This window comes from Bacillus massilinigeriensis (genome assembly GCF_900117315.1).
GTDB lineage: Bacteria > Bacillota > Bacilli > Bacillales > Cytobacillaceae > Bacillus_BE > Bacillus_BE massilionigeriensis.
Map to the genome: position 1 here is coordinate 3,801,116 of NZ_LT630337.1, position 26,012 is coordinate 3,827,127.

At 40.1% G+C, this 26,012-nt stretch carries 22 protein-coding genes; 12 read left to right on the top strand and 10 right to left on the bottom strand.

The window, feature by feature from the left end; all coding sequences use genetic code 11:
* Nucleotides 1-76: 76 nt before the first annotated feature.
* Nucleotides 77-844 carry a crotonase/enoyl-CoA hydratase family protein gene (locus BQ6100_RS18800; RefSeq protein ID WP_075983639.1) on the bottom strand — a complete coding sequence of 256 codons (768 nt, stop codon included), beginning with the start codon at nt 842-844 and terminating at the stop codon, nt 77-79.
* A 351-nt stretch (nt 845-1,195) separates the two neighbouring features.
* On the opposite strand from BQ6100_RS18800, the gene BQ6100_RS18805 reads away from it, so the two are divergent.
* The 3 genes from BQ6100_RS18805 to BQ6100_RS18815 all read left to right on the top strand — a co-directional run bounded on the left by BQ6100_RS18805 (nt 1,196) and on the right by BQ6100_RS18815 (nt 3,005).
* Nucleotides 1,196-1,615: an SRPBCC family protein gene (locus BQ6100_RS18805; RefSeq protein ID WP_075983063.1), complete on the top strand. Its 420-nt coding sequence runs from the start codon at nt 1,196-1,198 to the stop codon at nt 1,613-1,615.
* 1 nt (nt 1,616) lies between these two features.
* Nucleotides 1,617-1,940, top strand: coding sequence for an ArsR/SmtB family transcription factor (locus tag BQ6100_RS18810; protein ID WP_075983064.1), 324 nt, complete (start codon nt 1,617-1,619; stop codon nt 1,938-1,940).
* Nucleotides 1,941-2,381: 441 nt separating this feature from the next.
* Complete coding sequence (locus BQ6100_RS18815) at nt 2,382-3,005, top strand: VOC family protein (protein ID WP_075983065.1); 624 nt, start codon at nt 2,382-2,384, stop codon at nt 3,003-3,005.
* Nucleotides 3,006-3,044: 39 nt separating this feature from the next.
* On the opposite strand, the gene BQ6100_RS18820 is transcribed toward BQ6100_RS18815, so the two are convergent.
* The 6 genes from BQ6100_RS18820 to BQ6100_RS18845 all read right to left on the bottom strand — a co-directional run bounded on the left by BQ6100_RS18820 (nt 3,045) and on the right by BQ6100_RS18845 (nt 11,022).
* Nucleotides 3,045-4,472 carry a sigma-54 interaction domain-containing protein gene (locus BQ6100_RS18820; RefSeq protein WP_075983066.1) on the bottom strand — a complete coding sequence of 476 codons (1,428 nt, stop codon included), beginning with the start codon at nt 4,470-4,472 and terminating at the stop codon, nt 3,045-3,047.
* A gap of 1,109 nt (nt 4,473-5,581) precedes the next feature.
* On the bottom strand, nt 5,582-6,367 hold the full coding sequence (locus BQ6100_RS18825) for a 3-hydroxybutyrate dehydrogenase (RefSeq protein WP_075983067.1): 786 nt from the start codon (nt 6,365-6,367) through the stop codon (nt 5,582-5,584).
* Nucleotides 6,368-6,384: 17 nt separating this feature from the next.
* Nucleotides 6,385-7,038, bottom strand: a complete 654-nt coding sequence (locus tag BQ6100_RS18830) for a 3-oxoacid CoA-transferase subunit B (RefSeq protein WP_075983068.1) — start codon at nt 7,036-7,038, stop codon at nt 6,385-6,387.
* 11 nt (nt 7,039-7,049) lie between these two features.
* Nucleotides 7,050-7,745 carry a CoA transferase subunit A gene (locus tag BQ6100_RS18835; protein ID WP_075983069.1) on the bottom strand — a complete coding sequence of 232 codons (696 nt, stop codon included), beginning with the start codon at nt 7,743-7,745 and terminating at the stop codon, nt 7,050-7,052.
* 173 nt (nt 7,746-7,918) lie between these two features.
* Nucleotides 7,919-9,355 (bottom strand): GntP family permease, encoded by a 1,437-nt coding sequence (locus BQ6100_RS18840; protein WP_075983070.1) that lies wholly within the window; start codon nt 9,353-9,355, stop codon nt 7,919-7,921.
* Between the two features lie 443 nt (nt 9,356-9,798).
* On the bottom strand, nt 9,799-11,022 hold the full coding sequence (locus BQ6100_RS18845; RefSeq protein ID WP_235816553.1) for a right-handed parallel beta-helix repeat-containing protein: 1,224 nt from the start codon (nt 11,020-11,022) through the stop codon (nt 9,799-9,801).
* Between the two features lie 320 nt (nt 11,023-11,342).
* Between BQ6100_RS18845 and BQ6100_RS18850 the strand changes: the two genes are divergently transcribed.
* Both BQ6100_RS18850 and BQ6100_RS18855 read left to right on the top strand, forming a co-directional pair.
* On the top strand, nt 11,343-12,371 hold the full coding sequence (locus tag BQ6100_RS18850) for a hypothetical protein (protein WP_075983071.1): 1,029 nt from the start codon (nt 11,343-11,345) through the stop codon (nt 12,369-12,371).
* A gap of 55 nt (nt 12,372-12,426) precedes the next feature.
* Nucleotides 12,427-13,986, top strand: coding sequence for a zinc ribbon domain-containing protein (locus BQ6100_RS18855; RefSeq protein ID WP_159433177.1), 1,560 nt, complete (start codon nt 12,427-12,429; stop codon nt 13,984-13,986).
* A 61-nt stretch (nt 13,987-14,047) separates the two neighbouring features.
* Here the strand turns inward: BQ6100_RS18855 and BQ6100_RS18860 are convergent, their stop codons facing one another.
* The 3 genes from BQ6100_RS18860 to BQ6100_RS18870 form a co-directional block, all read right to left on the bottom strand.
* Complete coding sequence (locus BQ6100_RS18860; protein ID WP_141770168.1) at nt 14,048-14,914, bottom strand: hypothetical protein; 867 nt, start codon at nt 14,912-14,914, stop codon at nt 14,048-14,050.
* A gap of 211 nt (nt 14,915-15,125) precedes the next feature.
* A complete protein-coding gene (nagZ, locus tag BQ6100_RS18865; protein ID WP_084780493.1) occupies nt 15,126-16,412 on the bottom strand; it encodes a beta-N-acetylhexosaminidase in 1,287 nt (428 codons plus the stop codon).
* Nucleotides 16,412-17,986 (bottom strand): TcaA 3rd/4th domain-containing protein, encoded by a 1,575-nt coding sequence (locus BQ6100_RS18870; protein WP_075983073.1) that lies wholly within the window; start codon nt 17,984-17,986, stop codon nt 16,412-16,414. Before BQ6100_RS18870 ends, nagZ begins: the two co-directional genes overlap by 1 nt.
* Nucleotides 17,987-18,202: 216 nt before the next feature.
* Here BQ6100_RS18870 and BQ6100_RS18875 point away from each other — a divergent pair, with 216 nt between their 5' ends.
* From BQ6100_RS18875 to BQ6100_RS18905, 7 genes are all read left to right on the top strand, one after another.
* Nucleotides 18,203-18,643 carry a zinc ribbon domain-containing protein gene (locus tag BQ6100_RS18875; protein WP_075983074.1) on the top strand — a complete coding sequence of 147 codons (441 nt, stop codon included), beginning with the start codon at nt 18,203-18,205 and terminating at the stop codon, nt 18,641-18,643.
* A 172-nt stretch (nt 18,644-18,815) separates the two neighbouring features.
* Complete coding sequence (locus tag BQ6100_RS18880) at nt 18,816-20,309, top strand: NUDIX hydrolase (RefSeq protein WP_222705720.1); 1,494 nt, start codon at nt 18,816-18,818, stop codon at nt 20,307-20,309.
* A gap of 91 nt (nt 20,310-20,400) precedes the next feature.
* Entirely contained in the window at nt 20,401-21,246 is an 846-nt protein-coding gene (locus BQ6100_RS18885) for a hypothetical protein (protein ID WP_075983076.1), read from the top strand.
* A gap of 80 nt (nt 21,247-21,326) precedes the next feature.
* Complete coding sequence (locus BQ6100_RS18890) at nt 21,327-21,995, top strand: response regulator transcription factor (RefSeq protein WP_075983077.1); 669 nt, start codon at nt 21,327-21,329, stop codon at nt 21,993-21,995.
* The gene (locus BQ6100_RS18895; protein WP_075983078.1) at nt 21,992-23,011 is read left to right on the top strand and encodes a sensor histidine kinase; all 1,020 of its coding nucleotides are present in this window, start codon (nt 21,992-21,994) and stop codon (nt 23,009-23,011) included. Before BQ6100_RS18890 ends, BQ6100_RS18895 begins: the two co-directional genes overlap by 4 nt.
* Before the next feature lie 145 nt (nt 23,012-23,156).
* A complete protein-coding gene (locus tag BQ6100_RS18900; RefSeq protein ID WP_075983643.1) occupies nt 23,157-23,924 on the top strand; it encodes an ABC transporter ATP-binding protein in 768 nt (255 codons plus the stop codon).
* Nucleotides 23,914-25,986, top strand: a complete 2,073-nt coding sequence (locus tag BQ6100_RS18905; protein WP_075983079.1) for an ABC transporter permease — start codon at nt 23,914-23,916, stop codon at nt 25,984-25,986. The genes BQ6100_RS18900 and BQ6100_RS18905 overlap by 11 nt, the downstream gene beginning before the upstream one ends.
* Nucleotides 25,987-26,012 lie beyond the last annotated feature (26 nt).

Below are 26,012 nucleotides of genomic sequence, written 5' to 3' on the forward strand. Positions count from 1 at the left end.
CTTGGATACTATTTTAGCAGATTAATCCTTTTATGGGAAGGGTGACAGGCACCTTCCAGAAAATGGAAGGTGCCTGTCACCTAAAGCTGTGTCTCCCCTTTCCTTTTGTGAAATTTGCGGCACCTTCTTTTGTTTCTCCGCTTTCAATCACCTTCACTCCGAGGGAAAACTCCAGTTGCATGGCTTCATGGAATTCCTGATTGAGGCCCCTATACACCGCTTCTCGATCACTTTTCATACAGTTTTGCGGAAATTCGGCTATTTGTGCAGCAAGCTTTTCCGCCTCAACCCTTGCCGTACCAGGGTCAACGAGGCGATTGGCTAGTCCCATCCCGAAGGCTTCTTCTGCCCCGACTGGTCTTCCGGTTAAAATCATATCAAGAGCGCGACTCATGCCAATCAGTCTTGGCAACCGCTGTGTTCCACCATCGATTAACGGAACCCCGAAGCGTCGGCAAAAGACTCCAAAGATTGCGTCCCTTTCAACTACCCTTAAATCACACCAGATGGCAAGCTCCAGCCCCCCTGCTACCGCATAACCCGACACAGCAGCGATAACAGGCTTGGACAAATGCATCCGAGTGGGACCCATCGGACCATCCTTTTCCACATCTGTTTCTAACGCATTCCCATTGCCACTTGCGAGAGCCTTCAAATCCGCTCCTGCGCAAAAAGTTCCACCCTCTCCATACAAAACTGCAACATGAAGCTCATCATCCCTTTCAAACTCACGAAAGGCATTGGCCAGTTGAGTCGCGGTTTTGCGGTCCACTGCGTTCTTTGCCTCTGGCCGATTTAAAACAATCGTTGCCACTTTCCCCTTCCGTTCCATATAAACCGCCATAATTACATCCCCCTCCTTTTCAGTAAAAATTCGCCCACTCATTACTTATTTCCTCTATCAGGACGTGGTGACAGACACCCTCTAGACAGCCTCGGACAGATGACTAGCCTTCACCCACTGAATAAAAAAGCTCACTGCCTCGCCGGTGACAGGAGTCAAAAAACCTCGCTCCACCTGAATAACAAATTTCCTTTTGTAACATATTAAAAATTGACACGCAACCAAATGGTGTTATATTATGTAAAAGCAAAACCAAATGGTGTTATTTTTTAAGCTAATACCATACGGTCCATTTTTTAATGCGGAATACCGAATGGTTTATTTTTTTATTAAAAATAAAGGAGACTTTATATGGCGACTTTACAAGATATTAAACAAACAATTATTTTAGAAGCACCTATCCAAAAAGTGTGGAAAACTGTATCCACTGCGGAAGGAATTGAATCTTGGTTCATGCCAAATGATTTCGAGCCTAAGGTTGGGCATGAATTTCATGTGCAATCCCCGTTTGGTCCATCTCCTTGCAAGGTACTAGAAGTTGATGAGCCTAACAAAATCGTTTTCACATGGGATACAGATGGTTGGGTTGTTTCTTTTCTATTAAAAGATTTAGGAGATCAGACAGAGTTTACTTTGATCCACGGTGGATGGAAAGAGCCAGATGCCATTATTCCAAAGGCTGGTCAAAAGGCTTCAGCTATTCGCGACAACATGAACGGTGGTTGGGAAAAAATTATTCACATTGCTCTCAGAAAGGCTGTTGAGGAGTAAAATGTCAGCCGTCAAGCATGATGTTTTTCAAGCAATTGCTGACCCCACTCGGCGGGAGGTATTACGCCTTCTTTCTAAGAAAGAATTGCCTATTTCCGAAATCACCTCCCATTTTTCCATAAGCCGTACAGCCATTGCAAAGCATTTGCACATCTTATCTGAGGCTGAATTGGTCAGTGGAAAAAAGGTTGGGCGGGAAAAAATTTATCAGCTGCATCCAGAACCGTTAACCGAGTTAAAACAGTGGCTATCCTATTATGAGCAGTTTTGGGATAATAAGCTGGCTGTTTTGAAGTATGTGGTGGAGAAAGAGGATGAAGGGTGACAGGCACCTTCCAGTTACTGGAAGGTGCCTGTCACCCTTTCAGCTAGAGAGTGTTGTTCTCCCAGGCTTTTTTCCTTCAGGTGTGTAGAATTTAGGTTTCATGTACCCAAACTATACTCCATCTCTCGGACCAGGCATAGTGGATGAATCTTGAGAGGGAAAATAGGTGATTCATCCACTAACGGAACCCTCGACAGCTTGTGCACACCAATATTTAGAGAGCACATTTTTTTATAGGGGTTAATTATTTGTATTTAGTGTATATCAATGGATTATATTTGTAATATTTTGCGTAAGATTTTCTTACATACTTTTGAAATGGGTGACAGGCACCTTCCTGTTTTTGGAAGGTGCCTGTCACCTGGAAGTCACCTGGAAATAAAAGGTTTTACCTTTTTGTTATCGAATAGATTATAAAACAATTTATAGTGAGGTGCCTTTATGCTTTTTCATTATCATTTTTGGACTCCGCATGTAGAGGAAACTGAAGAATTTTATGTGAAACATGGCTTCCGTATTTCTCAGCGTATTGGAAAATATGAGGGTTCTTTTCAGAAGTTTAATCCCCCACTAACCTGGGATGATTTTCGTGAGAAGAAGATTCTTTTTCGAATAATTGAGGCGAGAAAAGGAACTGTAAATATCACTTTTGGTTATGGAAAGAAAACGGTGTTTGATCATATTGGATTTTTAGTATCAAATGAAGATTATGATCAAATATGCAAGAATGCTAGAAAAATGAATTGGGAAGTAGATGTTGGAGAGCGAAGGACATTTATCGCCACTCCGTATGGTTTTAGGATAGAGCTCCAAATAAACACTGATGTCGTAGATGTTTTAGTAGATTCAGAGGGTAGTAATATTGCGGGGGAGACGGTAGTAATCAATAAATTAACAATTGAGACCCAAAAACTAGGATTATCCGATGATCTCACAAATTTATTTGGTAAACCTGTTGAAAGTATAGTTTCATTGGTTGGTGATCATGTGACTATTAGAGAGGCTGTATTAAAAGGGGGCTCCTCGATTAAGGCGGTAGATCCAAATGGGGTTGAAATAGGGTGACAGGCACCTTCCATTTTATGGAAGGTGCCTGTCACCCACTCATATCCCATGCTGCTTGCATTTTTCGTAGAAGGCGGTTTTGCCGATTTGGAGGAGTTTGGCTGCTTTTTGTTTGTTGCCGTTGGTGGCCTTAAGGGCTTGGGTGATGGCGAACTTTTCGGTTAATGCCAATGATTCCTTAAGGGGCTTGATTGGTGCTGTTGTTGGATCGTAGTTCATGATATAGTCCATGTGCCCCAAGTGGCCATCAACCTTTTGTGCCCCTTCAATCAATTGGTCCCGAAGATAGAAAGGAAGGTGAATCAGTTCAATGACCTTTCCATCCAAAACGTTGATTGCCCTTTCTAGAACGTTCTCAAGCTCTCGTATATTCCCTGGCCAGGAGTGATGCTGCAGCCTTTCAATCACCTCCGCGGATAATTGAATGCCCTTTCGATGAAACTTTTTCTCAAGGTTTTTCAGCAGCCCAGCAGAAATCTCCGGAATATCCTCCTCCCTTTTCCTCAAAGGGGGGATATCAATTTTAATCACATTTAAACGATAAAATAAATCCTGTCGAAACTTTCCTTCCTCCACCATCCTTTCTAGATCACGGTGGGTGGCAGCAATGACCCTTACATCGACCGGAATGGACGTTTGCCCGCCGATTCTCTGGATTTCTTTTTCCTGCAAAACCCTCAAAAGCTTGCTTTGCATCGACAATGGCATATCCCCTATTTCGTCAAGAAACAAAGTCCCGTAGTTTGCCACCTGAAATTTCCCCTTTTTCCCTCCCTTTCTTGCACCAGTAAACGCCCCGCTCTCATACCCAAATAACTCTGATTCTAGTAAATTCTCCGGAATGGAGGCGCAATTAATAGGCACAAAGGGAAACGAGGCACGGGTGCTATTATCATGGATTGCGTGAGCAAATAATTCCTTCCCTGTTCCCGACTCCCCTTGTAAAAGTACTGCCGACTGGCTCCCGGAAATTCTCTCGGCTAACTTTTTCGCAGCCAAAAACGCTGAACTACTACCAATGAGGTCTTGAAAGGTATATTTGCTTTTCAATTCTTTTTCAAATTTTGTTTTATAATACTTTAGCTCGTCCAACAACGATTGCATTTTTCTTTGATAATTATGCCATTCCTCAGGGTTGCGAAACATCACCGTTCCAACCGCGCCAACGAGTTTCCCGTCAATCACAAGCGGATATCGATTCGCAATCATCTCACTTCCATTGATCGATTGAACAGAAGCTACTTCCGCTTGACCTGTCCTAGCAACAATGTGCATCCGGGAATTCTCTATAACATCCTGAACATTTTTCCCAATAGCCTGCTCAACAGTTGTTCCCAAAAACTCACAATAAGCTGAATTGATATATAAAATTTGGCCATCATCATCAACCACCACAATCCGCTCTGCGGCTAGATTAATGATTGTTTCAATCCAGTCATTTGGGATGCCTTTAAAAGCAGTGTTCATGAAAACCCTCCTTTTTTTCAGAATCTTCTTGTTTATTATACCAGACAGAGTTGACTCAATTTTTTTGTGATGTTGTGGAAATGGTTTTGAATTTTGAGTTCATAGCTTAAAAAACAGGTTTGTCGTGGTTAATTTGGTTGATATCTTAGTCATGTTGACAGTTATTAAGGGAATATAGCTAAAAATAGTGGGCAAACTGGAGATCCATTTGGCATGTTGAATAATCTTATAAATTTTGATTTGAGTGGTTAAGTTTTATAGAGCGAGTTTGGTGTTTTTATAGCTTTTTTAATTATTTTGCGAAGATTTTGCTTAAAAAAGGCTCGTTTTTGGTTATTTTGTATTTTTAAAGTTGGAGGGCGGCCCCGGTAGTCAGTCAAAAGCAAGGCGAGTGCCCCTCCGGATACATATTTCCGCGATTTTTTCGATATATACGCGATTTTTCCCATATATCCGCGATTATCCTGATTTATACGCGATTTTTCAATTTTATCCGCGATAATCCCAATTTATCCGCGATGGCCCCAAATCTAGCGCCGCTCCCCAGCAAAATAGCAATAATTCGTGATGGACCCGATTTATCCTCAATCCCCCCCAAATCTTGCGCTTCACCTCTTCCAAAACAAACAATAATTGGCCATATTGTTCAATTTTTCGGATCTTTTCTTAAAAAGAGAGCTCGGTGAAAGTCATTTGGCATGTTTTTAGCTGGAGGGTGGTCCCGAGGGTGGTCCCTGCAACTTGTCAAAAGCAAGGCGAGTGCCCCTCCGGATACATATTTCCGCGATTTTTTCCATATATACGCGATTTTTCCCATATATACGCGATTATCCTGATTTATCCGCGATTTTTCAATTTCATCCGCGATTTTTCAATTTTATCCGCGATAATCTCAATTTATCCGCGATGGCCCCAAATCTAGCGCCGCTCCCCAAGCAAAACAACAATAATTCGCGATGGACCCAATTTATCCTCGATCCCCCAATCCCCCCTCTCACCGCAATCACATCCATATTACAGAAAAAATAGATAAAGCCCCCCCGCTGTCTCCTGGCTGAAAAATAAAAACAAAGAACCCCACACAAAAACAGGATTCTTTGTTCCCTCCATTATTGAACCGTATACCCTCCATCTAACACTACTGCTTGCCCGGTTACTCCGCGAGCTTTTTCACTGGCTAAAAATACGGCATAGTCCGCGATTTCTTCTACTGCGAGTAATCTTTTTTGCGGGACGAGTGGGTAGATGACCTCTTCCAAAACCTTCTCAAGTTCAACGTTTCTCGTTGTGGCTAGATCCTTTAGCTGGTTTTTTACCAAGGGGGTTTCCACATATCCTGGGCAGAGCGCATTGACGGTGATTCCGTGCTCGGCTCCCTCAAGGGCTGCTACCTTTGTTAGGCCGATGACTCCATGTTTGGCGCTATTGTAGGCTGCTTTGCCTGCGAAGCCGATTAGTCCGTTGATGGAGGCCATGTTAATAATTCGGCCGTAGCCTTGCTTTTTCATAATTGGGAAGGCGTGTTTGATGGCAACAAAGGGTGCTGTTAGCATGACCTTGATTAAGAATTCGAATTTTTCCGTTGGGAATTCTTCGATTGGTGAAACGTGCTGTAGACCGGCATTATTAATAAGTATGTCGATTGATCCAAATTCCTTGACGGCGAGGTTGATACTTGATTGGAGCGCCTCCTCATTTGTTACATCACAAGGTGCCGATAGAGCCGTGAATCCTTCTGCTCGTAAGGTTTCGGCTACCTGATTACATTTTTCTATATTTAAATCTGAAATGACGACCTTTGCGCCTTCCTCTGCAAAGGTTCTTGCAATTTCTAACCCGATTCCACTGGCCGAACCTGTTATAAATGCAATTTTATCCTTTAATTGTTTCCCCATTGTTTTCCTCCGTGAAGTTAATTTGCTGTGGCATACAGATTAGAATGGATTTTGAATTCCGCCTCTGTTTTTTCCTGAACCTCTTGAACGGTCACTCCCTCTTGCAATTCGATGAGCACCATTTCTTCGTTAGTAAAATCAAAAACGGCTAGATCCGTAATTAAGCGATGGACGACCCTTTGTCCGGTTAGCGGGAGTGTGCATTGCTTTTTAACCTTGGATTCTCCGTGTTTATTGACATGCTCCATGATAACGACGACTCTTTTTGCCCCGTTCACTAGATCCATGGCGCCGCCCATTCCTTTGACCATCTTTCCTGGAATCATCCAATTGGCTAAATCCCCCTTTTCCGATACCTCCATGCCTCCAAGGATGGCTAAGTCGATATGGCCCCCGCGAATCATGGCAAAGGATTCCGCGCTGTCGAAATAAATGGCCCCAGGGACTGCGGTAACTGTTTCCTTCCCGGCATTAATTAAATCCGGGTCAACGGTTTCCTCGGTCGGATAGGGTCCAATTCCAAGGAGTCCATTTTCCGATTGGAGCATGACTTGAAAATCCTCAGGTATTTCATTGGCGATTAAGGTTGGCATCCCAATTCCAAGATTGACATTCATGCCGTTTTCAATTTCCTGAACAGCTCTTCTAATAATTTTCATTCGTGAATTCATTGGTCTCCCCCCTAAACTGTCGCGACTGTTCTTTTCTCGATTCTTTTTTCATATGGACTGCCTTCTAAAACCCGTTGGACGTAGATACCTGGTGTATGAATGGCATCTGGCTCAAGCTCGCCGACCCCAACGATTTCTTCAACCTCTGCGATGGTGACTTTTCCGGCCATTGCTGCGAGCGGGTTAAAGTTCCGAGCCGTTTTGTGGTAAACTAGGTTCCCGAATGGGTCTGCCTTCCACGCCTTGACCAGGGCAAAGTCCCCGACAATTCCTTTTTCTAAAATAAAGGTTTTACCGTCGAATTCTTTATGCTCTTTTCCCTCAGCTATCGGCGTCCCGACCCCTGTAGCTGTATAAAATCCTGGAATTCCCGCTCCACCAGCACGGATTCTTTCCGCGAGTGTTCCTTGAGGGACAAGCTCAACCTCTAACTCCCCACTTAAAAATTGTTTTTCAAATATTTTATTTTCACCGACATAAGAGGAAATCATTTTCTTCATTTGCTTGTTTGCTAGAAGCAACCCAAGCCCCCAATCATCGACGCCACAGTTATTGCTGACAATTGTTAGGTCCTTAACACCCTTTTCGCAGAGAGCAAGAATGGCTTTTTCCGGGATTCCGCAGAGTCCGAAGCCTCCGACGATGAGTGTGGCTCCGTCTTGGATATCTTTGATTGCATCTTCGAATGATCGTTGTAGTTTGGTCAAATGGGATTCTCCTTTCTTTACTATCTATTTTTTATAAAAAAGAATTGAAAGCTGCTTTCCCTTCTTTTACTAAATGGCAATGTCATGAAAATCATATTTCTCGTATTCTTTTATTTTGAAAAAATTACAACCTATCCCATGGTTCTTTTAATAAAATAGCTGTGGTTCTACTTTTAATAGATTCCAAAAATCGAATAGATGCCGATGATGAAGAAGACGGCGACTGTTTTAAGAACAGTGATGGCGAAAATGTCCTTGTATGACTGTCTGTGTGTTAGGCCTGTGACGGCGAGTAGGGTGATGACCGCTCCATTATGTGGAAGGGTGTCCATCCCCCCTGAGGCCATTGAAATGACGCGGTGCATCACTTCTGGCGGAATGTTGGCCGCGGCAATTGCTTGGTTGTACTTTTCAGCCATCGCGCTTAAGGCAATCCCCATCCCACCTGAAGCAGAACCGGTTACCCCGGCAAGAGTGGTCGTTGTGACAGCTCCATTGACTAAAGGGTTGGAAAAGGTCCCTGAAATTCCATTGCTGATTAATGCGAAGCCTGGGAGAGCCGCGATGACGCCACCGAAGCCATATTCTGCTGCCGTATTCATCGTTGCGAGTAAGGAACCAGCAATTCCGGAATTGAGTCCCTCTTTGAAGTTTGTTTTTACCCGATTCCAGTCATAGAGAATAGTAGAGATAATCCCTACGATTAGTGCCATTTCTACTGCCCAGATGGCTGCAACAGCGGAAATATCAACGACACCGAGGGCTTCCATTCCAATTTTTTTAAAATCAAAGCCGTTTGGATACCATTTTGGAATATAGGTGACAAAAACCTTGTTCATGACCCCAACTAAAATGAGTGGGACAAAGGCTAAAATTTGTTTGGATAACGGCTGGCTTGTGGATAATTGAGGATCTACCCCTTGATTTGGGCTTAGACCTTCAACAGCGGCGGCAGTTTCCGCATCGAAACCATAGTAGCCTTCACCCGCTTTTGCCGCTTTCTTGCGTCTGGATTCTAAGTAGAGCAAGCCGAGAACTAATACGAAAAGAGCTCCGACTACCCCTAAAATCGGTGCTGCGTAAATATCCGTTTTGAAAAAGGAAACAGGAATAACGTTTTGAATTTGTGGCGTTCCTGGCAAGGCATCCATCGTGAAGGTAAAAGCACCAAGGGCAATCGTCCCAGGAATTAAGCGTTTTGGAATATTGGCCTCTCTAAATAGTTGCGCTGCAAATGGATAAATGGCAAAAACCGCTACAAATAGGCTAACTCCACTGTATGTGAGAATTGCCCCTAAAAGGACGATAGCCAGAATCGCTCTTTTGGCGCCGATTAGTTTAACAATCGTTTTAGCAATGGATTCAGCAAGTCCAGACATTTCAACGACCTTACCAAAAATAGCCCCCAAAAGGAAAACAGGAAAATAGTTTTTAATAAATCCAACCATCTTATCCATGAAGATGTTTGAAAAGAATGGCAATACGTGGCTAGGTTCCGTTAATAGTACGGCAAAAAGCGCACAAATCGGTGCAAATAAAATAACGGAAAACCCTCTGTAGGCGACAAACATGAGGAAGCCCAGAGCTAATAATATAATAATTAAATCCATAAAAATCCCCCTTTTTTGTTGCTTTTTGAGACCCTTTGTTCGTGTGTGGTGGTTCGGTGGTGTTGTGGTGGGTTGTGCTGTGTTTGGCTTTGCAATGTTTGGTTGAGCAATGATGTGGTGTCGTGGTGTTATACCATGTTTAATGTGTGCTCTGTTTTTGGTAAGCGTTTACATTCTTTTCGTTACATTTCTCCTTTCATTGGAATTTGTTTTCTATTGTTCTTTTTGCAAGAAGTGTGCCAAATCTGTGATTTTCTCAATTTTTTCATAAAATGTTCATTTTGTGAGTCATTTCTTATACTTGTTTAAGCTATGTGGGCTAGTCTATCATTCCGCAAAAACGGAATTTTCCGGAATACCGGAATATATCCATTTGTTCTTTCCGGAATTTCGGAAAACGGGTGACAGGCACCTTCCAGTAACTGGAAGGTGCCTGTCACCCGTCAAAATTTTACTATTTCCGTACTTCTTCTGTATTCGTTATATTCGTTGTTGATTCGAATGATGGTTTCAGATACGTTTGTTGCTTTGTTTGTTTGGAGAGCGGCTTTATTTTCGTCGGTTAGGATGTTGTATGTGATATCATACTGGGCACCGGAGCCGGTATTTTTCCATGCGATGAATTGGAATGTTCTTCCCACGTTGTTGAATACATTATTTTGAAAAATTGGATTGATGACTCCGCTTGCTAGTACTCCTCTTTTTCCAGGGGCACCGTCTGCAACATTTTCGATGGTGTTCTCCTCAATAATTGGATTGGACCAGTTCATCACGCGGATGGCATCGGAGCGTGTATTCATAATTGAGTTATTGCGAATGACTACATTTTCGTGGTATTTTCCCTCTGAATATTTGTGAGTCCCCACCGCTCGGTCCAGCTGATCGAAAATATTATACTCAATGAAGACATTTTCATTCGGCGTTTTATCATACTTACTCCACTTCTGACTCCAACCATTTGTTGATTTATCAGGGGTATCGAGGTTAATTGCTTCCTTGTTCACATTTGGAGATACCTTTGAATCAGTAAAAGAATTATTGAAAATTTCTACATTTTTAGAAGCGTCCATTTCGATAAAATGGCCAGAATACATATTTTTAAAATGGATGTTTTCAACAAGTACGTTTTGATTGTGTCCCATAATGATGGCCAGACTATCTTTTATGTATTTTAAGTCGATGGTTACTGTGCCTTCACCTTGAATCGTTATATTTTTTTCTCCATTGTATTTCCCGTAAACTCCCTTTTTATGAGCCTTTGATGGTCGAATTAATTGAAAAATGGATTTCGAAGCGCTGAACTTTTTCGTTCCTGTCTTTGTGCCTTTTACCATTTTGACCCCATTTTTCATTTTAATCGTTACGTTTGAAGGAACGTAGAGAACATTACTGATAGTGTAGGTTCCTTTTTTCAAGACTAGTGTTCCCCCGCCCGCTTTCTCCAGCTTTTCAAGATAGGACCGGATTAAATAATATTGTTTCGTGTATTTGTTATATGTACTGTATTTTAGCATTTTCTTATTGATAGGCTTCGAGGTTGCCGATATTGTGTATATCTTTTTCGATGCCGCCTCAACAGAATGTGACGGCAATCCGACTGCCCAAATGTTTACGACTAATGCGGTTATTACCAATAAAACTCCTAATCTCTTAAACTTCCAGATCATGCTGCAAATCTCCCCTTCCTAGGTGACAGGCACCTTCCAATTTCCTGGAAGGTGCCTGTCACCCTATCCAAGATCCTCTCATTTAATCTTACTATAAATTCCCAGAAATTCAAAAGGGACTATTCTCATAGGGTAAACGGTGACAGAAACCTTCCATTTTATGGGAGGTGCCTGTCACCATTTAATTCCATTTAATTTCTATTAAATAGACCAAAAGTTATAGTAAAATATATATAATTCCCATCTGTATTTAGGTGGGCGATTATCATATTTGGGTTTTAACCATTCTAATTTTTATAGGGGAGAGAGAGGAAAACTATTTGAAAAAAGTAATTTGGATTCTAGTATCTGTAGTTGTTTTAGCTGCTGTTGGGTATTATGGGTATACCTATTTTTCCAGCACGGATTCACCTTCAAAAAATACAACCAATACCAATCATGAAGAGACAGCTCCGTCCGTTTCTAAGGAGAATGTCATAAAAGAGAATGAGGCCAAGAAGATTATTCCTCCTTTATACGAGAAATTTCTAAGAAAAGTTTTCGATTTAGGGGATCAATATCAATGGACAAAAGGGGATAATCCCCCAGATATGGATGTGTTAATCAAGGGGATATCTGAATACACGACGGAGAATTTTGCGGAAGCTCAGATTCGTCCACTAGCAGATGATTTATATTGCCAATGTGATGTAGCAATATTTGCTAATCCGCATTTTGATATTCGTTTTAAGCTAATTGAAAGCACAGAAGATTATATCAAGATTCGTTCGGTTGAGTTTGAGAATGAAGCCGGCAGTGGTGGAGAACAGATTTTTTTAACGGTTAGAAAGCAAGATGGAAAATGGAAAATCGACAAGATTAAGAGAATTGCAGCATCGGATAAGCCTTTAAATGTAACCTGGGATGAAGCAAATAAGTACCTGACAAAATATTATTCAAAACCGCAGTTAATCAAAAAAGCCAAGATGAATCAGTCGGTTTATGACTTTGAAGCTGATGATTACGTGACAAAGAAGGTTAGCTCCTACATATATAAATTGAACAATGATGATCAAGTACATGGAATTTCGACATTGGATGGCGCTGTTCTCTATGAGGTCCCTGATGAAATTCTCCCAGCGGCTTATAAACCAAAACTCTTAAACGAGAGTCAAGCACGAACAAAGCTTTTTCAATATCTTGAATTAGGAGAATTAGAGAATATGGTGGTGGCACTTGATCAGGAACTCGAGGACTACTTTGTATTCTGGGTGTATCGTGATGAGGAAGACGCTCCACAGGTTTTTACCCATGGCTACTATAAAGTGGACAAGAAATCGGGAGACATCTCAGAGGCATATATGGAATAGTGTACGAACAAATCATTGTTATTGATGTTGTGAATTAAGAATGGGAGAGAAGATAATGGCATTTTGCAAAAATTGCGGAACACAATTAAAAGAAAATCAGGCTTTTTGTTCAAATTGTGGTGCGAAACAAACTAGACAGCCTGAACAAACACAATCCGAACAAAAACCAGACCCTATAACACAATCAACACCAACGGGGGCTACTGCTACCACGCCAACAGAAACATCGACTACACTATCTAAAACAGAGGCGGCAGTAAACACACAAACAGCAGTACCAACAAATCTGGAGCAACCAGGAGAAGCACAAATCACTCAGCCAACAATACCAAAAAAGCCGCTATCCTTCAAAAATAAAATCGCTCTTTTTTCCGGGCTAATTGTCATACTCTTTATCGGCGGGCTACACTTTTATTTTTCATCACAAGCAAAACCTACAAAGGTAGTAGAAGCCTTTACTCAAGCAATCCAGCAAAAAGATTCTGAAAAACTCGCCGATTTAATTAATGAAGGCCAAACAAAGGATCAAATCTCTGAGGATGAGGCTGCAGCCTTTTTAACGTACTTATTGAAAGAAAATGATGCTGGTGAAATCGTTGAAAAATTAAATAAACAGGCTGATCAAATTAAAAAAATCAAAGAGATTAAACCAATTATTGATACTTATGGCAATAAATTAGTGACTCTACAACAAGGCAAGAAAAAATGGGGATTGTATAATCAATTTTACCTGCAATTTTATCCTATTCAATTAAATGTTTCTTCTAATCTTGGAGGGACGGATCTTTTGTTGAATGGCAAAAAACTGAAACACCTAAAAAACAGTGACACCTTTGAAAATGTAGGATATGTGTTCCCTGGGAAGCAAGAGATCAAGGGAATTTATAATGGCGATTACACCAAAATGACCAAATCAGGAGAACTTGATTTTTCCCTTTCAAGTAAAAACAAATTAGATGTCTCTTTCAATTTTGATGGACAATACGTCATTGTGTATTCGAATTATGATGATGCCGTTTTATATGTAAATGGAAAAAATACAGGAGTTTTGGTGGCAGACATCGATGAGCTTGGCCCTATTGAAACAGACGGTTCTTTAACAGTTTTCGCAGAAAGAAAACAGGATGGTAAAACGGTGAAAAGTAACAAGGTGAAAATTGTGGATGAGTCCAATGTCTGGTTATTATTTGAGGAAGAGGAAGAAAAGGTAGAAACAGCGGTGAAAACCTCTGATAGTGTGAGCAATGAAGAAATTGAACAGTTCATGGAAACCTACTTCTACACAAGTGTCTCAGCCATCAACAGCCGTGATTTTTCCATCTCAGAGCCTTTTTTAGATCCAAAAGGGAAATCCTATAAGGAATCAAAAAATTATATTTCCTATATTGAGGAAAATGGAATTACGGAGAACTTCCAAGGGATGGAGATTAAAGAGGTCAAGAAGACGAAGGAAGGTTATCAAGTAAAAACAGAGGAAGGCTATAATATTTATTATGGCGACGGCTCTGCGAAATATAAAGAGTTTCAGTCTCAATTCTTACTTACTCAGCATGAAGACGGTTTGAAGGTTCATACTTTGCAGAAAACAGAGGAAATCAAGAGTGAGGATTTATAAAGGGAAAAAAATCCAGGTGACAGGCACCTTCCAGTTTTCTGGAAGGTGCCTGTCACCCTTTTTAGAAGCCGCCAAATCCGCCTAGGTCACCAAGTAGGTTGGTAACTGCTGATTTGATGGATTCAAATAGCATATCTGCCATAATAAAGATGGCGATAAAGGTTAGAACATACGTAATGAGTGTTCCATAGATAGCATCAACACCTTCTTGAGTACCCTTTTTAAAGCTTGCGATAACAAGAGGTGGAACAATGAAGATGGATCCTAAAAATCCTAATAGTAAAAAGAATAGGAAGAAATCTATTTTTAAAATGGACATAATTAATGCAATTGCTAAAATGCAAACAAACGGAATTAAAAATGAGCCGAAACGAGCGATGACTTCCTTAAAGCTTGCATTGATCCTACCAAGTTTTACAGCTGCAAATGTAAAGGTTGATACTAAGAAAATAAAGATGAGATAAGCAAATGTTGGCTTAAGAACGACATCGGCAAATGGTGGATTTTTTACAATATCCTCGCCTAGCAGAGATGCGCCAAAGCTATTAATATCAGATAAAATTCCCTTTAGACCAAAGTAGAACATTAATGGGATAAATAATGAATATAAAACCATTGTGATGATTCCATTGATTAAATGTTCGCCGCCGACTGCTTGGCTTGTTGCGTATGGTTTTTTCAATACATTGATAAAATAACCAAAGTATTGCTTGGATACATTCTTAGTCGTTTCAATATATTGGTTTGGCTGTGCGTTTTGGTATGTTTGTTGTGTATTTTGGTTTGGCTGAGCGTATTGATTTTGATTTTGCTGTGTGTATTGATTTGGGTTTGAATTAAAGTCTGCCCCGTTTTGAACAGGATTAGTAAAGCCTTGAGGTGATGACTCAGCTGTAGCTGCCACTTCTGGATTTACGTTTGCTGTCAATTTAGTACCGCATTTTTCGCAGAAATTCCCCCCATCATTTTGATGCTGACAATTTGGACAAATCATTTACTTTCTTCCCTTCGATGTTATTCTGATTTTTTCTTTTCCCCAAGTTGAGGTGTATTGGATTGGTTTTTCCTCTTGATGTTGTGGGGAGGGAGGATAGCTGACGTGCTAACAGTAAGCTGTGTGCTATCCCTGCTCCCCTGCTTTATAACCCGTTCATGAAGTTTACATTTTCATCAGTTTTAACCTTAAGTGTTGCCTGGTTAGGGTCCACCTCAGTTTGAATTTGTTTTTGCAGCTTATAGTTTATGATTCTTTTGGCTGCCTCATTGATTCGTGCTTCGGGGATTTCTCCGTTTTTCACTGAACCTAGCAATCCATTATAAACCTCAAGCTGGTGCTGATATTCATGGCAGATGAGGAGCAAGTCAGCTCCTGCCAGGATGGCTTCCTTGCCCATGTCCTTGTAGGAATAATATTTATTAACCGCACCCATCTCCAAGTCATCTGTGACGACGATTCCTTCATACCCGAGCTTTTTCCTCAATAAGTCCTGGATAATCACTTTGGAAAGACTCGCAGGCTTTTCCTTGTCATAGGCGGGATACTTAATATGAGTAACCATGATAAAGAAGTTCTGATGATCCACGGTTTGGATCATTTTTTTAAATGGGAAAATGTCCGAATTCTCAAGGTCAAGCTGGTCTGCTGTTACGGATGACGTTTCGACATGGGGGTCAATGGCGCTTCGCCCGTTCCCAGGAAAATGCTTTAAGGCCCCTGTGATGCCCATATCGTTCAAGCCCTTGATCGCATTTCTTCCATATTCATAAACCTTATTCGGGTCTTTTCCGAAAGAACGGGTGTCCGTGTTTGATAAATCAAGAACAGGCGCGAAGTTGATATTAATCCCCATTGCGCTAAGCTCGGATCCGTTAATTTTTGCGACATTATACACATGCTGGGAGGCTAACTGGCCCAGTCTCTGCTGCGAAGGGATGGGAGACACCTGACTTCTCATTCTTAAAATATCTCCGCCCTCTTGATCGACGGCAATCATTAATGGAAGCTCATGAGAAATTGTTATTGCCGAATGCTGTAAGGAGTTGGATAGCTCTGCCACTTGTTTTGGAGTGGCCATGTTACGATCGAAATAAATGACACCGCCAATGTGCTTTTCTTCGATTAGCTCCTTTATTTCAGGGCTTGGCTCTGTTCCATAAAAGCCGACCATCATAAGCTGGCCAATTTTTTCCTCAAGAGACATGCCAGCCAATACTTTCTCAACTTGCTCTTCTCTTAGCTCCGCTTCACTTTTTACCACGAGCTCCGCAGGTTCTTTTTTCTCTGAAACTTTCGTATTTGACTCTGCATTCGATGACACTTTTTTTACATCGGCTTTGTCTGCTTTCATATTTAATTGAAGGGAAATTCCTACAGAGACTAATAAAATGACCAAAATTGGAATCCCTATAACGATTGGTCTTTTCATTACTCCGTTCTCTCGCCGGTTTTTGAAATTTTTGGAGTATCTAACTTCCAGCCAGTGAATTCTTTTACTAGATTCCACTTTCCGCTGAAGGTCTGTACTAAGGTTCCATCCTCGCTATAATCACGAGAAATCAATTCGAAGGAGGCAACAGCTTTATCCCCTTTTACCGAATCGGTCTTGACCACGACCTCATTGCTGTAGTTATCGATTAGCCCATCTTTCCACTTTTCGTAGTTAATTTTCCCTTGTCGGCTGGCGCTGAACAGGTCATAGGCTGATGAATAATCACCAGAGGAAATGTAACTATAGTGATCATATACGGCAGATTCTACCTCTTGCTTGGCCTCTTCTGCTGCTAAGGCTTCGGCTTGAATTACAGAATCATCGATGTATAATTCGTATTCTTTATTGCCTTCTGAAATAGAAACCTCTTCACTCTTTAATAGCTTCCCTGAAATTTTCTTTTCTGCATGGATTTTCATGGAACCATCTACTGGGACGGGTCCCAATGTTGCCAATTCTCTAACGGATTTCGCCGTAGTTTTTCCATTGATAAAAACAACCGCATCATCGTAATTGGACCACAAGTAAATTTCTTCACCGGTTAAATTAAGTTCAACAGCTATTTTGCTATTTTCATAGTCAAATGGGTTAACCTCTACTTCATCGGTTACCGAAGTATATTCTGCTTTTATTAGTCCTTTTACTACGTGCTCGATTGGTAAAAATGGCCCGAACGTTTTCTCATCATTTTCCTTCAGTTTCTCCTGTTCCTTGCCATCAATCGTCACACTTGTATCTGGTTGATTTGAGGTAATTTTAAGATAAATAGATTTAAAACTAATTCCGTACTGCTTGATAATTCCCCACTTTTTCGGTAAGGCTACTAGGTTAAAATAATCATGACTTTCAGCATCGATTATTTTGTCATTGGTAAACGCCTGAGCTTCTTTGTGTAGGTTGTCCTTCGTTTCATCAAGGAGATCTGGATTATCCTCTAAATAGGCTAAAAGTGACTTAGCGTCTCCTTCAGTAACTTCCATATTATCCTGGCCACTATTTAGGAGATTGGCCAATCCTTTGGCATCATCCTTGTCGATAGCCTTTTCAAACTTTTCAACAATTTTTGTCGGCTCGTACATGGATGAAAGGACTTTGTAGCCAGTGAATCCCGCTGCAGCAAGGATAACGACGATTAAGGCAATTATCTTCGACTTTTTGGATTGAAAAAATGAATTTGGCTTGCTGTCGGAACGCGTTTGCTGGACCGGCTGTGTTGGGTTAGTTGCTCGATTCCGTTGAGCTTGCTGTGCTGATTGCGTCTGCTGATTTAGTTGGTTAGACTGAGCTGTTGGACCTGAATTTGTCGGTTGTCCCGACTTAACCGGTTGTTCCGATTGACCTGGTTGGGTCGGCTGAGTTGGATGTCCTGGCTGGGCTGATTGTGACGATTTTCCCGATTGCCCATTTGCTATCGTCTGTTCTGTGGCTCCTTTTCGTTCAACCTTTGCCCCACAGTTGTTACAAAAGACCTGGTTTTCCTTCAACTTTGTTCCACATTGTTTACAATGCAAAACACTCCCCTCACTTTCTATATTAAAATAGTAATAAAATATATTAAAATTACTTTTAAATCATATAATATTAGCAATTTTTCTACAAGGACCTAAGGGTGACAGGCACCTTCCAGTTTTTGGAAGGTGCCTGTCACCCTTAAAACCGTCTAAAAAGCAAATATACACCTTTTGAACTATGTGATAAATTTAAACTAAAAGGAGTGAGAAATTATTATGAATATTATAGAGGAAAAATTAAATAATGGGATGAATCTTCAAGACTCTCAAACTTTGAATAATATTCTTCAAGAGTCTGGATTGAAGCGGAATGAGGTTCTTTTACAGCTTGGGGAGGAGTATTACAAAAAGATTCGTTCAGAAGGGATTACCTCTGATGATTTAAAGGGAAAAATTGACATAATGATTGAACTAGATCGGACAATTTTTCAATGTAAAAGAGCAATGGCTGAATTAGAAGCCGGGCATGGAGATGTCTGCTCCTCCTGTAGAGCACCGGTTAGTAAAGAAGACAAGTTTTGTGGGGAATGCGGAGCAAAAATTGATCAGCCGGAGCAAAAGGAAGTACTAGAAACAGTCGCTTGTCCTTCCTGTAAAGAACAAATCCCTGTTAACTCAACATTCTGCCCCTGCTGTGGAATGAAACGGAACAACTAGAACTTAAGGAGACGATCAAATGTATTGTAAGACATGTGGCCAATCGAACCCCGATTGGAGCAATTATTGCTCTCATGATGGCAACCAGATTGGACATAATCCTCCTGTACAATCTTTATTTATAAAAACGAATGAAACGAATTTTTGCCCCCACTGTGGGAATGGCGTAAATATGGTAGATCAATATTGTACCAGCTGTGGGCAATCTCTATTAAAATATAGCAGGCCCCAGCCTAGCATGGACATGAATCCGGAGCCAATCGTTCAAGAAAGAATGGAACCAGCTGCGGCGCCAGCAGCCTTTTTTACTTCTTTATTGTCAAAAGGTCTTTTGAAAAAGGTATTTATTCCAGCCATTGTTGCTTTTGCAATTATGCTCATTCTAAACTATTTATCCTTTGCACCCATTAATCAATTTTACGAAGGAATTTTTGAGGATTCTCTTGGATCTACCCCGGCAGAGTTCGCACAAGAAATTACTGAAGAATATGGTTCACATGTAGAAGTTCCAGATAAATTATTTGGATTTACCGATAATGTGATGATGTCCCACATCCTATCACCTACTTATCAGTTAAAATTAGATGTCAACACTTACTTTGAGGAAATTCACGGAACCGCAGATTTGGATATTTCTTTTGCACTGATTGCTTACATCTTATTCCCTCTCATTGGACTTTTTGTTGGTGGGATCCTTTATCGAAAAAATAACCCTGAAATCTCTTTCAAATCATTTCTCTCAGGTTCATTTGGAATCGGTTTAATCTATACTTTGTTGCTAACTGCTCTTTCCTTTTTTAGTGGCTTTGATTATCAATTGAACCTATCAAAATCAGGCGAGCGAGTAAGCATTGATTTAGGGACGAACTATCCACTTTTTCAAACGATTGTCAAAGGTTTTTTATTCGGTTTTATTTTTAGTATGCTAGGGATGCTGTTCAGTATCAATTATCGACGGGTGACGAAGCATTTGGAAAAGTTCATTCCATATGGGAATGCTGTGCACCAGGGCTTTGCAGCATTTGTTCGCGGATTTATTTCTTTTTCTATTATTTTTGTTGGGTATCTTTTTGGAAAAATGAATGATTTAAAGGAGATCATTGGCTCTTTGCATGTGCCTGAGCTCCCTGAGTTATTGGAAAAAACATCATATGCTATTGGCTTATTTGGAATTCAGGTTTCATCTATTTTCTATAGTATGCTTCATTTTTCTCCTTTATCTTTCCATTTAAAAGCTGATGGGGAAAGCAGTGGAATCCAATATTCCATTTTCTCGGGGTTCAAATTCACAGGAGAAGCTATGAATGGAGATTTAATTCAACTAGAATACTTTTTTAATCTTTTCGATATTGACTTATATTATAAGCTTGCTATGGTGATTCCTGTCATTTTCCTATTGTTTGCAGGTTATTCGATGGCAAAGGCAAACCAATTTTCGCTAAAATCTCTTGCGATTTCGAGCGCCGTATACAGTTTATTCATGGTCGCGTTAGCTTCATTTAGTATCTTGAATGTAGATGGAGTTGCCGAGGCAGTTGAAGAAGGAAAGCAAATGTTTGAACTATCCCTTTCCGTCAGCCTCATCAAAGTCTTCATCGGAAGCTTCGGTCTCTCCTTTGCTGCAGGATATGGTGGTATGTATTTGAAGAAGATATTTCAGAAGTAAATGGGTGACAGGCACCTTCCAGAAAACTGGAAGGTGCCTGTCACCCAAAATCAGGGGGAATTTTTATGAATAGAATTAGGAATTTATTTTAGTGGGTATGGCGGCTTTTGTTCTTGCTGGCTGCTCTGATTCAAAGGAAACCTCTTCAAAGTCTGCTGAGGATAAAGAAGCAGCTACTAAAGAAGAGGCTCAGGTTACCATAAAAGAGAAAAAAGTAGAGTTGCCCAATGTCATCGATGAGATCATCGGTTGGGAATGGGAAGCTTTTAAAAAGAATTGGGGAGAGCCGAGCAAGGAGGTTCAGGTGGATAGCGGAGTAGGATACCAATTCGCCAAAATTCCTAACATTACAATTGTGCCTGATGCGAATAACTATATTTCTTCAGTCATTATTAACAATAAGAATGCCGATATTTTTGGCACAAAGGTTGGGCAAACTCCAGCTGAGATTAAGCAGATTATGGAGAAAGAGGCCATCCTTCTTATGTCTGAGGGTGAGGATGAGATGGATGGTGGCTGGTTCATCCAAGGTCAGGTAGACTATAATAAAGTCGCTTGGTATTCCTCTGACGCTGAGGACAAGCCGGTAAAATCTATCTTACTTACCGTTACTCCGACTGAAAATAGTGAGGCGTCTACTCGAGAGCAGACAGCTCAACCCATCCATGTGACTGCACAGATTACTGATATCTATGAGAACCTTATTGGTCAAACCGTTGTGGCTGTTCAAATCACAAATCTCGAACCTAGAACAATTACCACCGGGACTGTTAAAATAAAAATTAATGGTACATACGGAAGCAATCCAGTTGTTACAGGTGTAACTGAAACTGCCGAGTTTAACAACGTTGCACCTGGAGAGACTAGAAACTATGAGTTTTCTAATATTTACGAGGTTATTGACGGAATTGAGATTATTGACGCTAGCGGGAACTAGGGTGACAGGCACCTTCCAGAAAACTGGCACCTTCCAGAAAACTGGAAGGTGCCTGTCACCTCCATGTGGAGGGATATGAGATGTTTAACATTATGATCGTAGAGGATAACCCAAAATTGCAAAATGAAATTGGAAGTCTTTTATTACGTCATGGGTATTCCGTGGTGAAAACGGTTGAGTTTGAGAATATACCTGGCCAAGTGAAGGAGAACAATCCCCATTTAATCTTGTTAGATATTAATCTACCATATAGTGACGGATTTACCATATGTACGGAAATCCGCAGTTTTTCAAGCGTACCGATTATTTTTATCACGAGTAGAGATACGAATGTTGATGAATTGATGAGTATAACCTTAGGTGGGGATGATTTCATTACCAAACCATACAATGCTCAAATCCTGTTAGCCCGGATTAATTCTCTCCTAAAAAGAGTCTATCCTAATGAAAAGTCGAGCGATTACATCGATTGTAACGGGGTTAGGCTGAACCTTTTGTCCAGCAGGATAGAATTTGCTGATAAGGAAATCGAGCTTACCAAAAATGAGTTCAAAATCCTCTATTACTTGTTGATTAACAAGGGAAAAATCGTATCTAGAGTAGACATCATGGAGTATCTGTGGGATAGTGCCTTGTTTGTCAATGATAATACTCTTACGGTCAATATAACTAGATTAAGAAATAAGTTTGCAGATATCGGCGTTCATGATTTTATAAAAACTAGAAGAGGGCAAGGTTATATCATATGAGCTTCCAGGATTATTTTAGAGAAAGAGTAAAAGTTATTCTGCTAAATTTAATCTCAATCATTACTCTAAGCCTATTCCTTTTCAGTGTCGGAAATACCATGGATACGATCATTACTATAGCAGTCACTTGGGTAGTAGTGTACTCCCTATTTTTCATCTATGAATATAGCCAAAGAAAGGCCTACTATTCGAATTTATTAAAAACCGTGGGCAACCTGGATAAGAAATATCTTATGGGAGAAATAATTGATCCTCCACCCTACTTGGATGCGGTTCCTTATTTCCAATTAATGAAAATGGCTGGAAAATCCATGCTTGAGGAAATCAATAAAACGAACACGCAGCGAAAGGAATATAAAGAATATATCGAGCAATGGATTCATGAGGTAAAAACGCCGATTGCTGCCATTAAGCTAATCGAAGAGAATCATAGAAATGCTAATTCGAGAGCTGTATTAGAGGAATTAGAAATAATAGATCGATATGTTGAGCAGGCCTTATTTTACGCCAGAAGTGAAGAGGCGCAAAAGGATTATCTGATAAAAGAGATCTCGTTGGAGGAATGCGTAAATCAAGTTCTGATCAGGAATAAGCAGACTTTTATTCTGAATGATATCGCTGTAAATCTCGAAAATCTTGATAGAAATGTATACTGTGACAGCAAGTGGCTGGAGTTTATCATCAATCAAATTATCATTAACGCAGTAAAGTATGGAGGAAAAGAATCACCAGAGGTTCAGATTTATACTCGGGATCTGAAGCATGGGATTCAGCTTATCATTGAGGATAATGGGATAGGAATACCGGAAAGTGAGATTGGCCGAATATTTGAAAAGGGTTTTACAGGGAGCAAAGGTAGACAAAACTATAAATCTACGGGAATAGGCCTATATCTTTGTAAAAAACTATGTGATCAATTAGGTTTATCGATTACAGTAGATTCAAAGGAAAATTTATATACTAAAATAGTGATTACTTTTCCTAAGGGGAACTTTTGTAAGGATGGAGCCATGTAGGCTCTTTTTTTATTAATGATACCGTTCGTGCCAACCTTTAATGACCAGACAGCCTTCCTTAAGTGACAAAGTTGTAACCTAAAAGTAAGGTTTCATCGAATCTGCCAGGGGTGAAATCATGTACCATAACATTGAGGTGAGGGTAATGGATACGCTACTGGATATAAAAAAGGTAGAAAAATATTATGGGAACAAAGGAAATGTTGTAAAAGCTATTGATGACATCAGCTTTCATGTCTCTAAGGGTGAATTTGTTGGGGTTATGGGGCCCTCCGGTTCGGGCAAGACCACTTTGCTGAATATCATATCTACTATTGATGAAGCCAGCGCAGGTCATATTTTTATAGATGGTAGAGATTTAACACAAATTAATCAAAAGGATATTGCCAAGTTTAGGAGAGAAAACCTTGGTTTTATCTTTCAAGATTTCAACCTGCTGGATACTTTAACGATTCATGAAAACATAGCTTTAGCACTCACGATAAATAGGCATAAAAAGGCGGAGATAGACAGAAAGGTAAAGGCTGTTGCGGAAGAATTGGGGATAGATGGGATTCTTCAAAAGTATCCGTATGAGGTTTCAGGTGGTCAAAAGCAGCGATGTGCCTGCGCAAGGGCTTTAATTACCAACCCAAAACTGATTTTAGCAGATGAACCAACCGGTGCCTTAGATTCAAGGTCAGCACAAATGCTCATAGAGGCGATTTCTCATTTAAATAAGGAATTAGGAGCAACAATTCTTATGGTTACCCATGATTCCTTCACAGCAAGCTATTGTGACAGAATCTTGTTTATTAAGGATGGCAAGATCTTTACCGAGTTAATCAAGGGACAAAACACTCGCAAGCAGTTCTTTAATCAAATTCTGGATGTGGTGGCACTGCTGGGGGGCGATGTTAGAGATGTACGCTAAACTGGCACTGGGTAATGCAAGAAGATCTATTAAGGATTATCTTATTTATTTTGTTACATTAACGATGTGCGTAAGCTTATTTTACGCTTTTATGTCCTTATCAAGCTCACATTATGAATTGATCACAGAGGACACCTATAATTTTGAAATGCTGAAGGTGATGATCAAGTATACCACCTATGTTATTACAGGCCTGCTGATAGTACTCGTAGGCTATGTCAACAAATATATGATAAAAAGGCGCAAAAGAGAGTTTGCCACCTATATATTGTTAGGCATTCCTCAAAAAAATGTGGCGTTTATGTTTTTCATAGAAATTTTAGTCATGGGTATTGGCTCTATTGCTTTGGGTATATTTCTAGGGACCTTGTTTTCACAGGTGGTTACAGCTCTCATTCTAATGACTGCAAAGCAGGAAATTGTATTTTCCTTCAAACTATATTTGGATACCGTGCTCATAACCTTTGTGTTTTTTATAGCAATGTTTATTATCATCGGGCTAATAAACGTAAGATCCTTAAGTAAAACTAAATTGATTCATATGCTTAATGATGAAAGGAAAACAGAGTTTCAATTAAAGAGAAGTAGGATTATCTATATTATTGTATTTATTTTGGCTGTTTTACTTTATGTACTTTGTGGTTATTCGGTTCATAAAATTTTAGAGGCAATAGACCATCCTAAACTCAAGCTCGGTAATGAAATGACTTATACGGGGATCGCGCTAGCAGGTTATATTGCAGGAACTTACGCGCTGTTTTACTCCTTAGCCTATATCATTATTGCAATAAAAGAACGGTGGACCCGTTTTAAGTACGAGTATACGAACCTATTTTTAATTGGGGCAATAGTGTCAAAAATAAAGACAGCACCCATTTTAATGGCTACCATCTCGTTAACCTTTTTAGGTGCAGCCTTGAGTTTTACTCTAACCCTCCTTCTATCCCAATGGAGTTTGGGGTACTTAGATAATAGAATTCCTTTTGATACGGTTGTTAGCAGCAAGATAAATATGATGAATAAGCTAGAGGATGTATCAAAAGTAGATTATCACGATTTGGCTGAGCATATGGACAGTCAAAAATATCGGTTGGAAGACTATTGTCAGGTGGAGCAATATTATATTGATGATGCTAAGGCATACAACAAGAATGGAAAGGATATGCCGCTATTTGCAATCAGTTTAAGTGATTATAATCAGTTAAGAAAAATGCTTGGATATCGGGAAGTAAAGCTCGAGAAGAATGAGTTTACCATGCAATGGCTCAAAATGGAGGATAATAAGTCGATTGATGACTACATGATGGAAAATTCAACTTTGAATATTAAGGGTCATGAGCTAAAGCTTAGTTCAACCCCGTACCATAAGGAATCTATTGGTGAATATATTTACAAATCCTTTAGAGGTGGACTAATCGTTTTACCTGATGAATGGTGCAAAGACTTAACCTTAGCTGCTAAGGACTTTTATGCTAACACAGAGAAGGAAATGAGTGTTGATGAGGCTGTTCAGCTGGAACAAGAGTATATTCCAGATTGGTTTTTGAAAAATTACAGTAAAATACTTAATGATAAAATCTCTAGTGATCCTTTAATTATTAGATTAAAGGTTGCTGAGACGAATGAAATATTAAATATGACATTAGGCATGAGAATCCTTGGGATATATGGAGGGACTGTTTTACTAATGATTAGCTTAACAGTGCTTGCATTGCAGCAATTATCAGACTCTATCGAGCATAAAAGCAGATATGATACTTTAAAAAAGCTGGGGATCGATCAGAAAGAGATTGGTCGATTAATTCTAAAACAAATATCCTTGTACTTTATCATACCAATCACGGTTGCTGTATTCGGTTTCTATATATTCTTAGATGCCTTTCAAAAGGCAAACAGGACCATTATTGATGTTTTTATTGGGGATAACGCCTTTATGTTTAACATAAGTATTTCCTTGTTGTTGATTATCGTTATTTATGTATGCTATTTTGCAGCTACGTATTATTCTTTCAAGCGGAATGTTGGGTGGGACAAAGGGACAGGTCCCTCGTCCCAGGAATGAGGGTGACAGGCACCTTCCAGTTTTCT

Bases quoted from the DNA above. Each gene is read 5' to 3' on its own strand.
- BQ6100_RS18815 (WP_075983065.1), top strand. From the start codon at position 2,382: ATGCTTTTTCATTATCATTTTTGGACTCCGCATGTAGAGGAAACTGAA.
- BQ6100_RS18825 (WP_075983067.1), bottom strand. From the start codon at position 6,367: ATGGGGAAACAATTAAAGGATAAAATTGCATTTATAACAGGTTCGGCC.
- BQ6100_RS18900 (WP_075983643.1), top strand. From the start codon at position 23,157: ATGGATACGCTACTGGATATAAAAAAGGTAGAAAAATATTATGGGAAC.
- BQ6100_RS18845 (WP_235816553.1), bottom strand. From the start codon at position 11,022: ATGATCTGGAAGTTTAAGAGATTAGGAGTTTTATTGGTAATAACCGCA.
- BQ6100_RS18820 (WP_075983066.1), bottom strand. From the start codon at position 4,472: ATGAACACTGCTTTTAAAGGCATCCCAAATGACTGGATTGAAACAATC.
- BQ6100_RS18905 (WP_075983079.1), top strand. From the start codon at position 23,914: ATGTACGCTAAACTGGCACTGGGTAATGCAAGAAGATCTATTAAGGAT.
- BQ6100_RS18855 (WP_159433177.1), top strand. From the start codon at position 12,427: ATGGCATTTTGCAAAAATTGCGGAACACAATTAAAAGAAAATCAGGCT.
- BQ6100_RS18890 (WP_075983077.1), top strand. From the start codon at position 21,327: ATGTTTAACATTATGATCGTAGAGGATAACCCAAAATTGCAAAATGAA.
- BQ6100_RS18830 (WP_075983068.1), bottom strand. From the start codon at position 7,038: ATGAATTCACGAATGAAAATTATTAGAAGAGCTGTTCAGGAAATTGAA.
- BQ6100_RS18810 (WP_075983064.1), top strand. From the start codon at position 1,617: ATGTCAGCCGTCAAGCATGATGTTTTTCAAGCAATTGCTGACCCCACT.
- BQ6100_RS18895 (WP_075983078.1), top strand. From the start codon at position 21,992: ATGAGCTTCCAGGATTATTTTAGAGAAAGAGTAAAAGTTATTCTGCTA.
- nagZ (WP_084780493.1), bottom strand. From the start codon at position 16,412: ATGAAAAGACCAATCGTTATAGGGATTCCAATTTTGGTCATTTTATTA.
- BQ6100_RS18805 (WP_075983063.1), top strand. From the start codon at position 1,196: ATGGCGACTTTACAAGATATTAAACAAACAATTATTTTAGAAGCACCT.
- BQ6100_RS18880 (WP_222705720.1), top strand. From the start codon at position 18,816: ATGGTAGATCAATATTGTACCAGCTGTGGGCAATCTCTATTAAAATAT.
- BQ6100_RS18840 (WP_075983070.1), bottom strand. From the start codon at position 9,355: ATGGATTTAATTATTATATTATTAGCTCTGGGCTTCCTCATGTTTGTC.
- BQ6100_RS18875 (WP_075983074.1), top strand. From the start codon at position 18,203: ATGAATATTATAGAGGAAAAATTAAATAATGGGATGAATCTTCAAGAC.
- BQ6100_RS18800 (WP_075983639.1), bottom strand. From the start codon at position 844: ATGGCGGTTTATATGGAACGGAAGGGGAAAGTGGCAACGATTGTTTTA.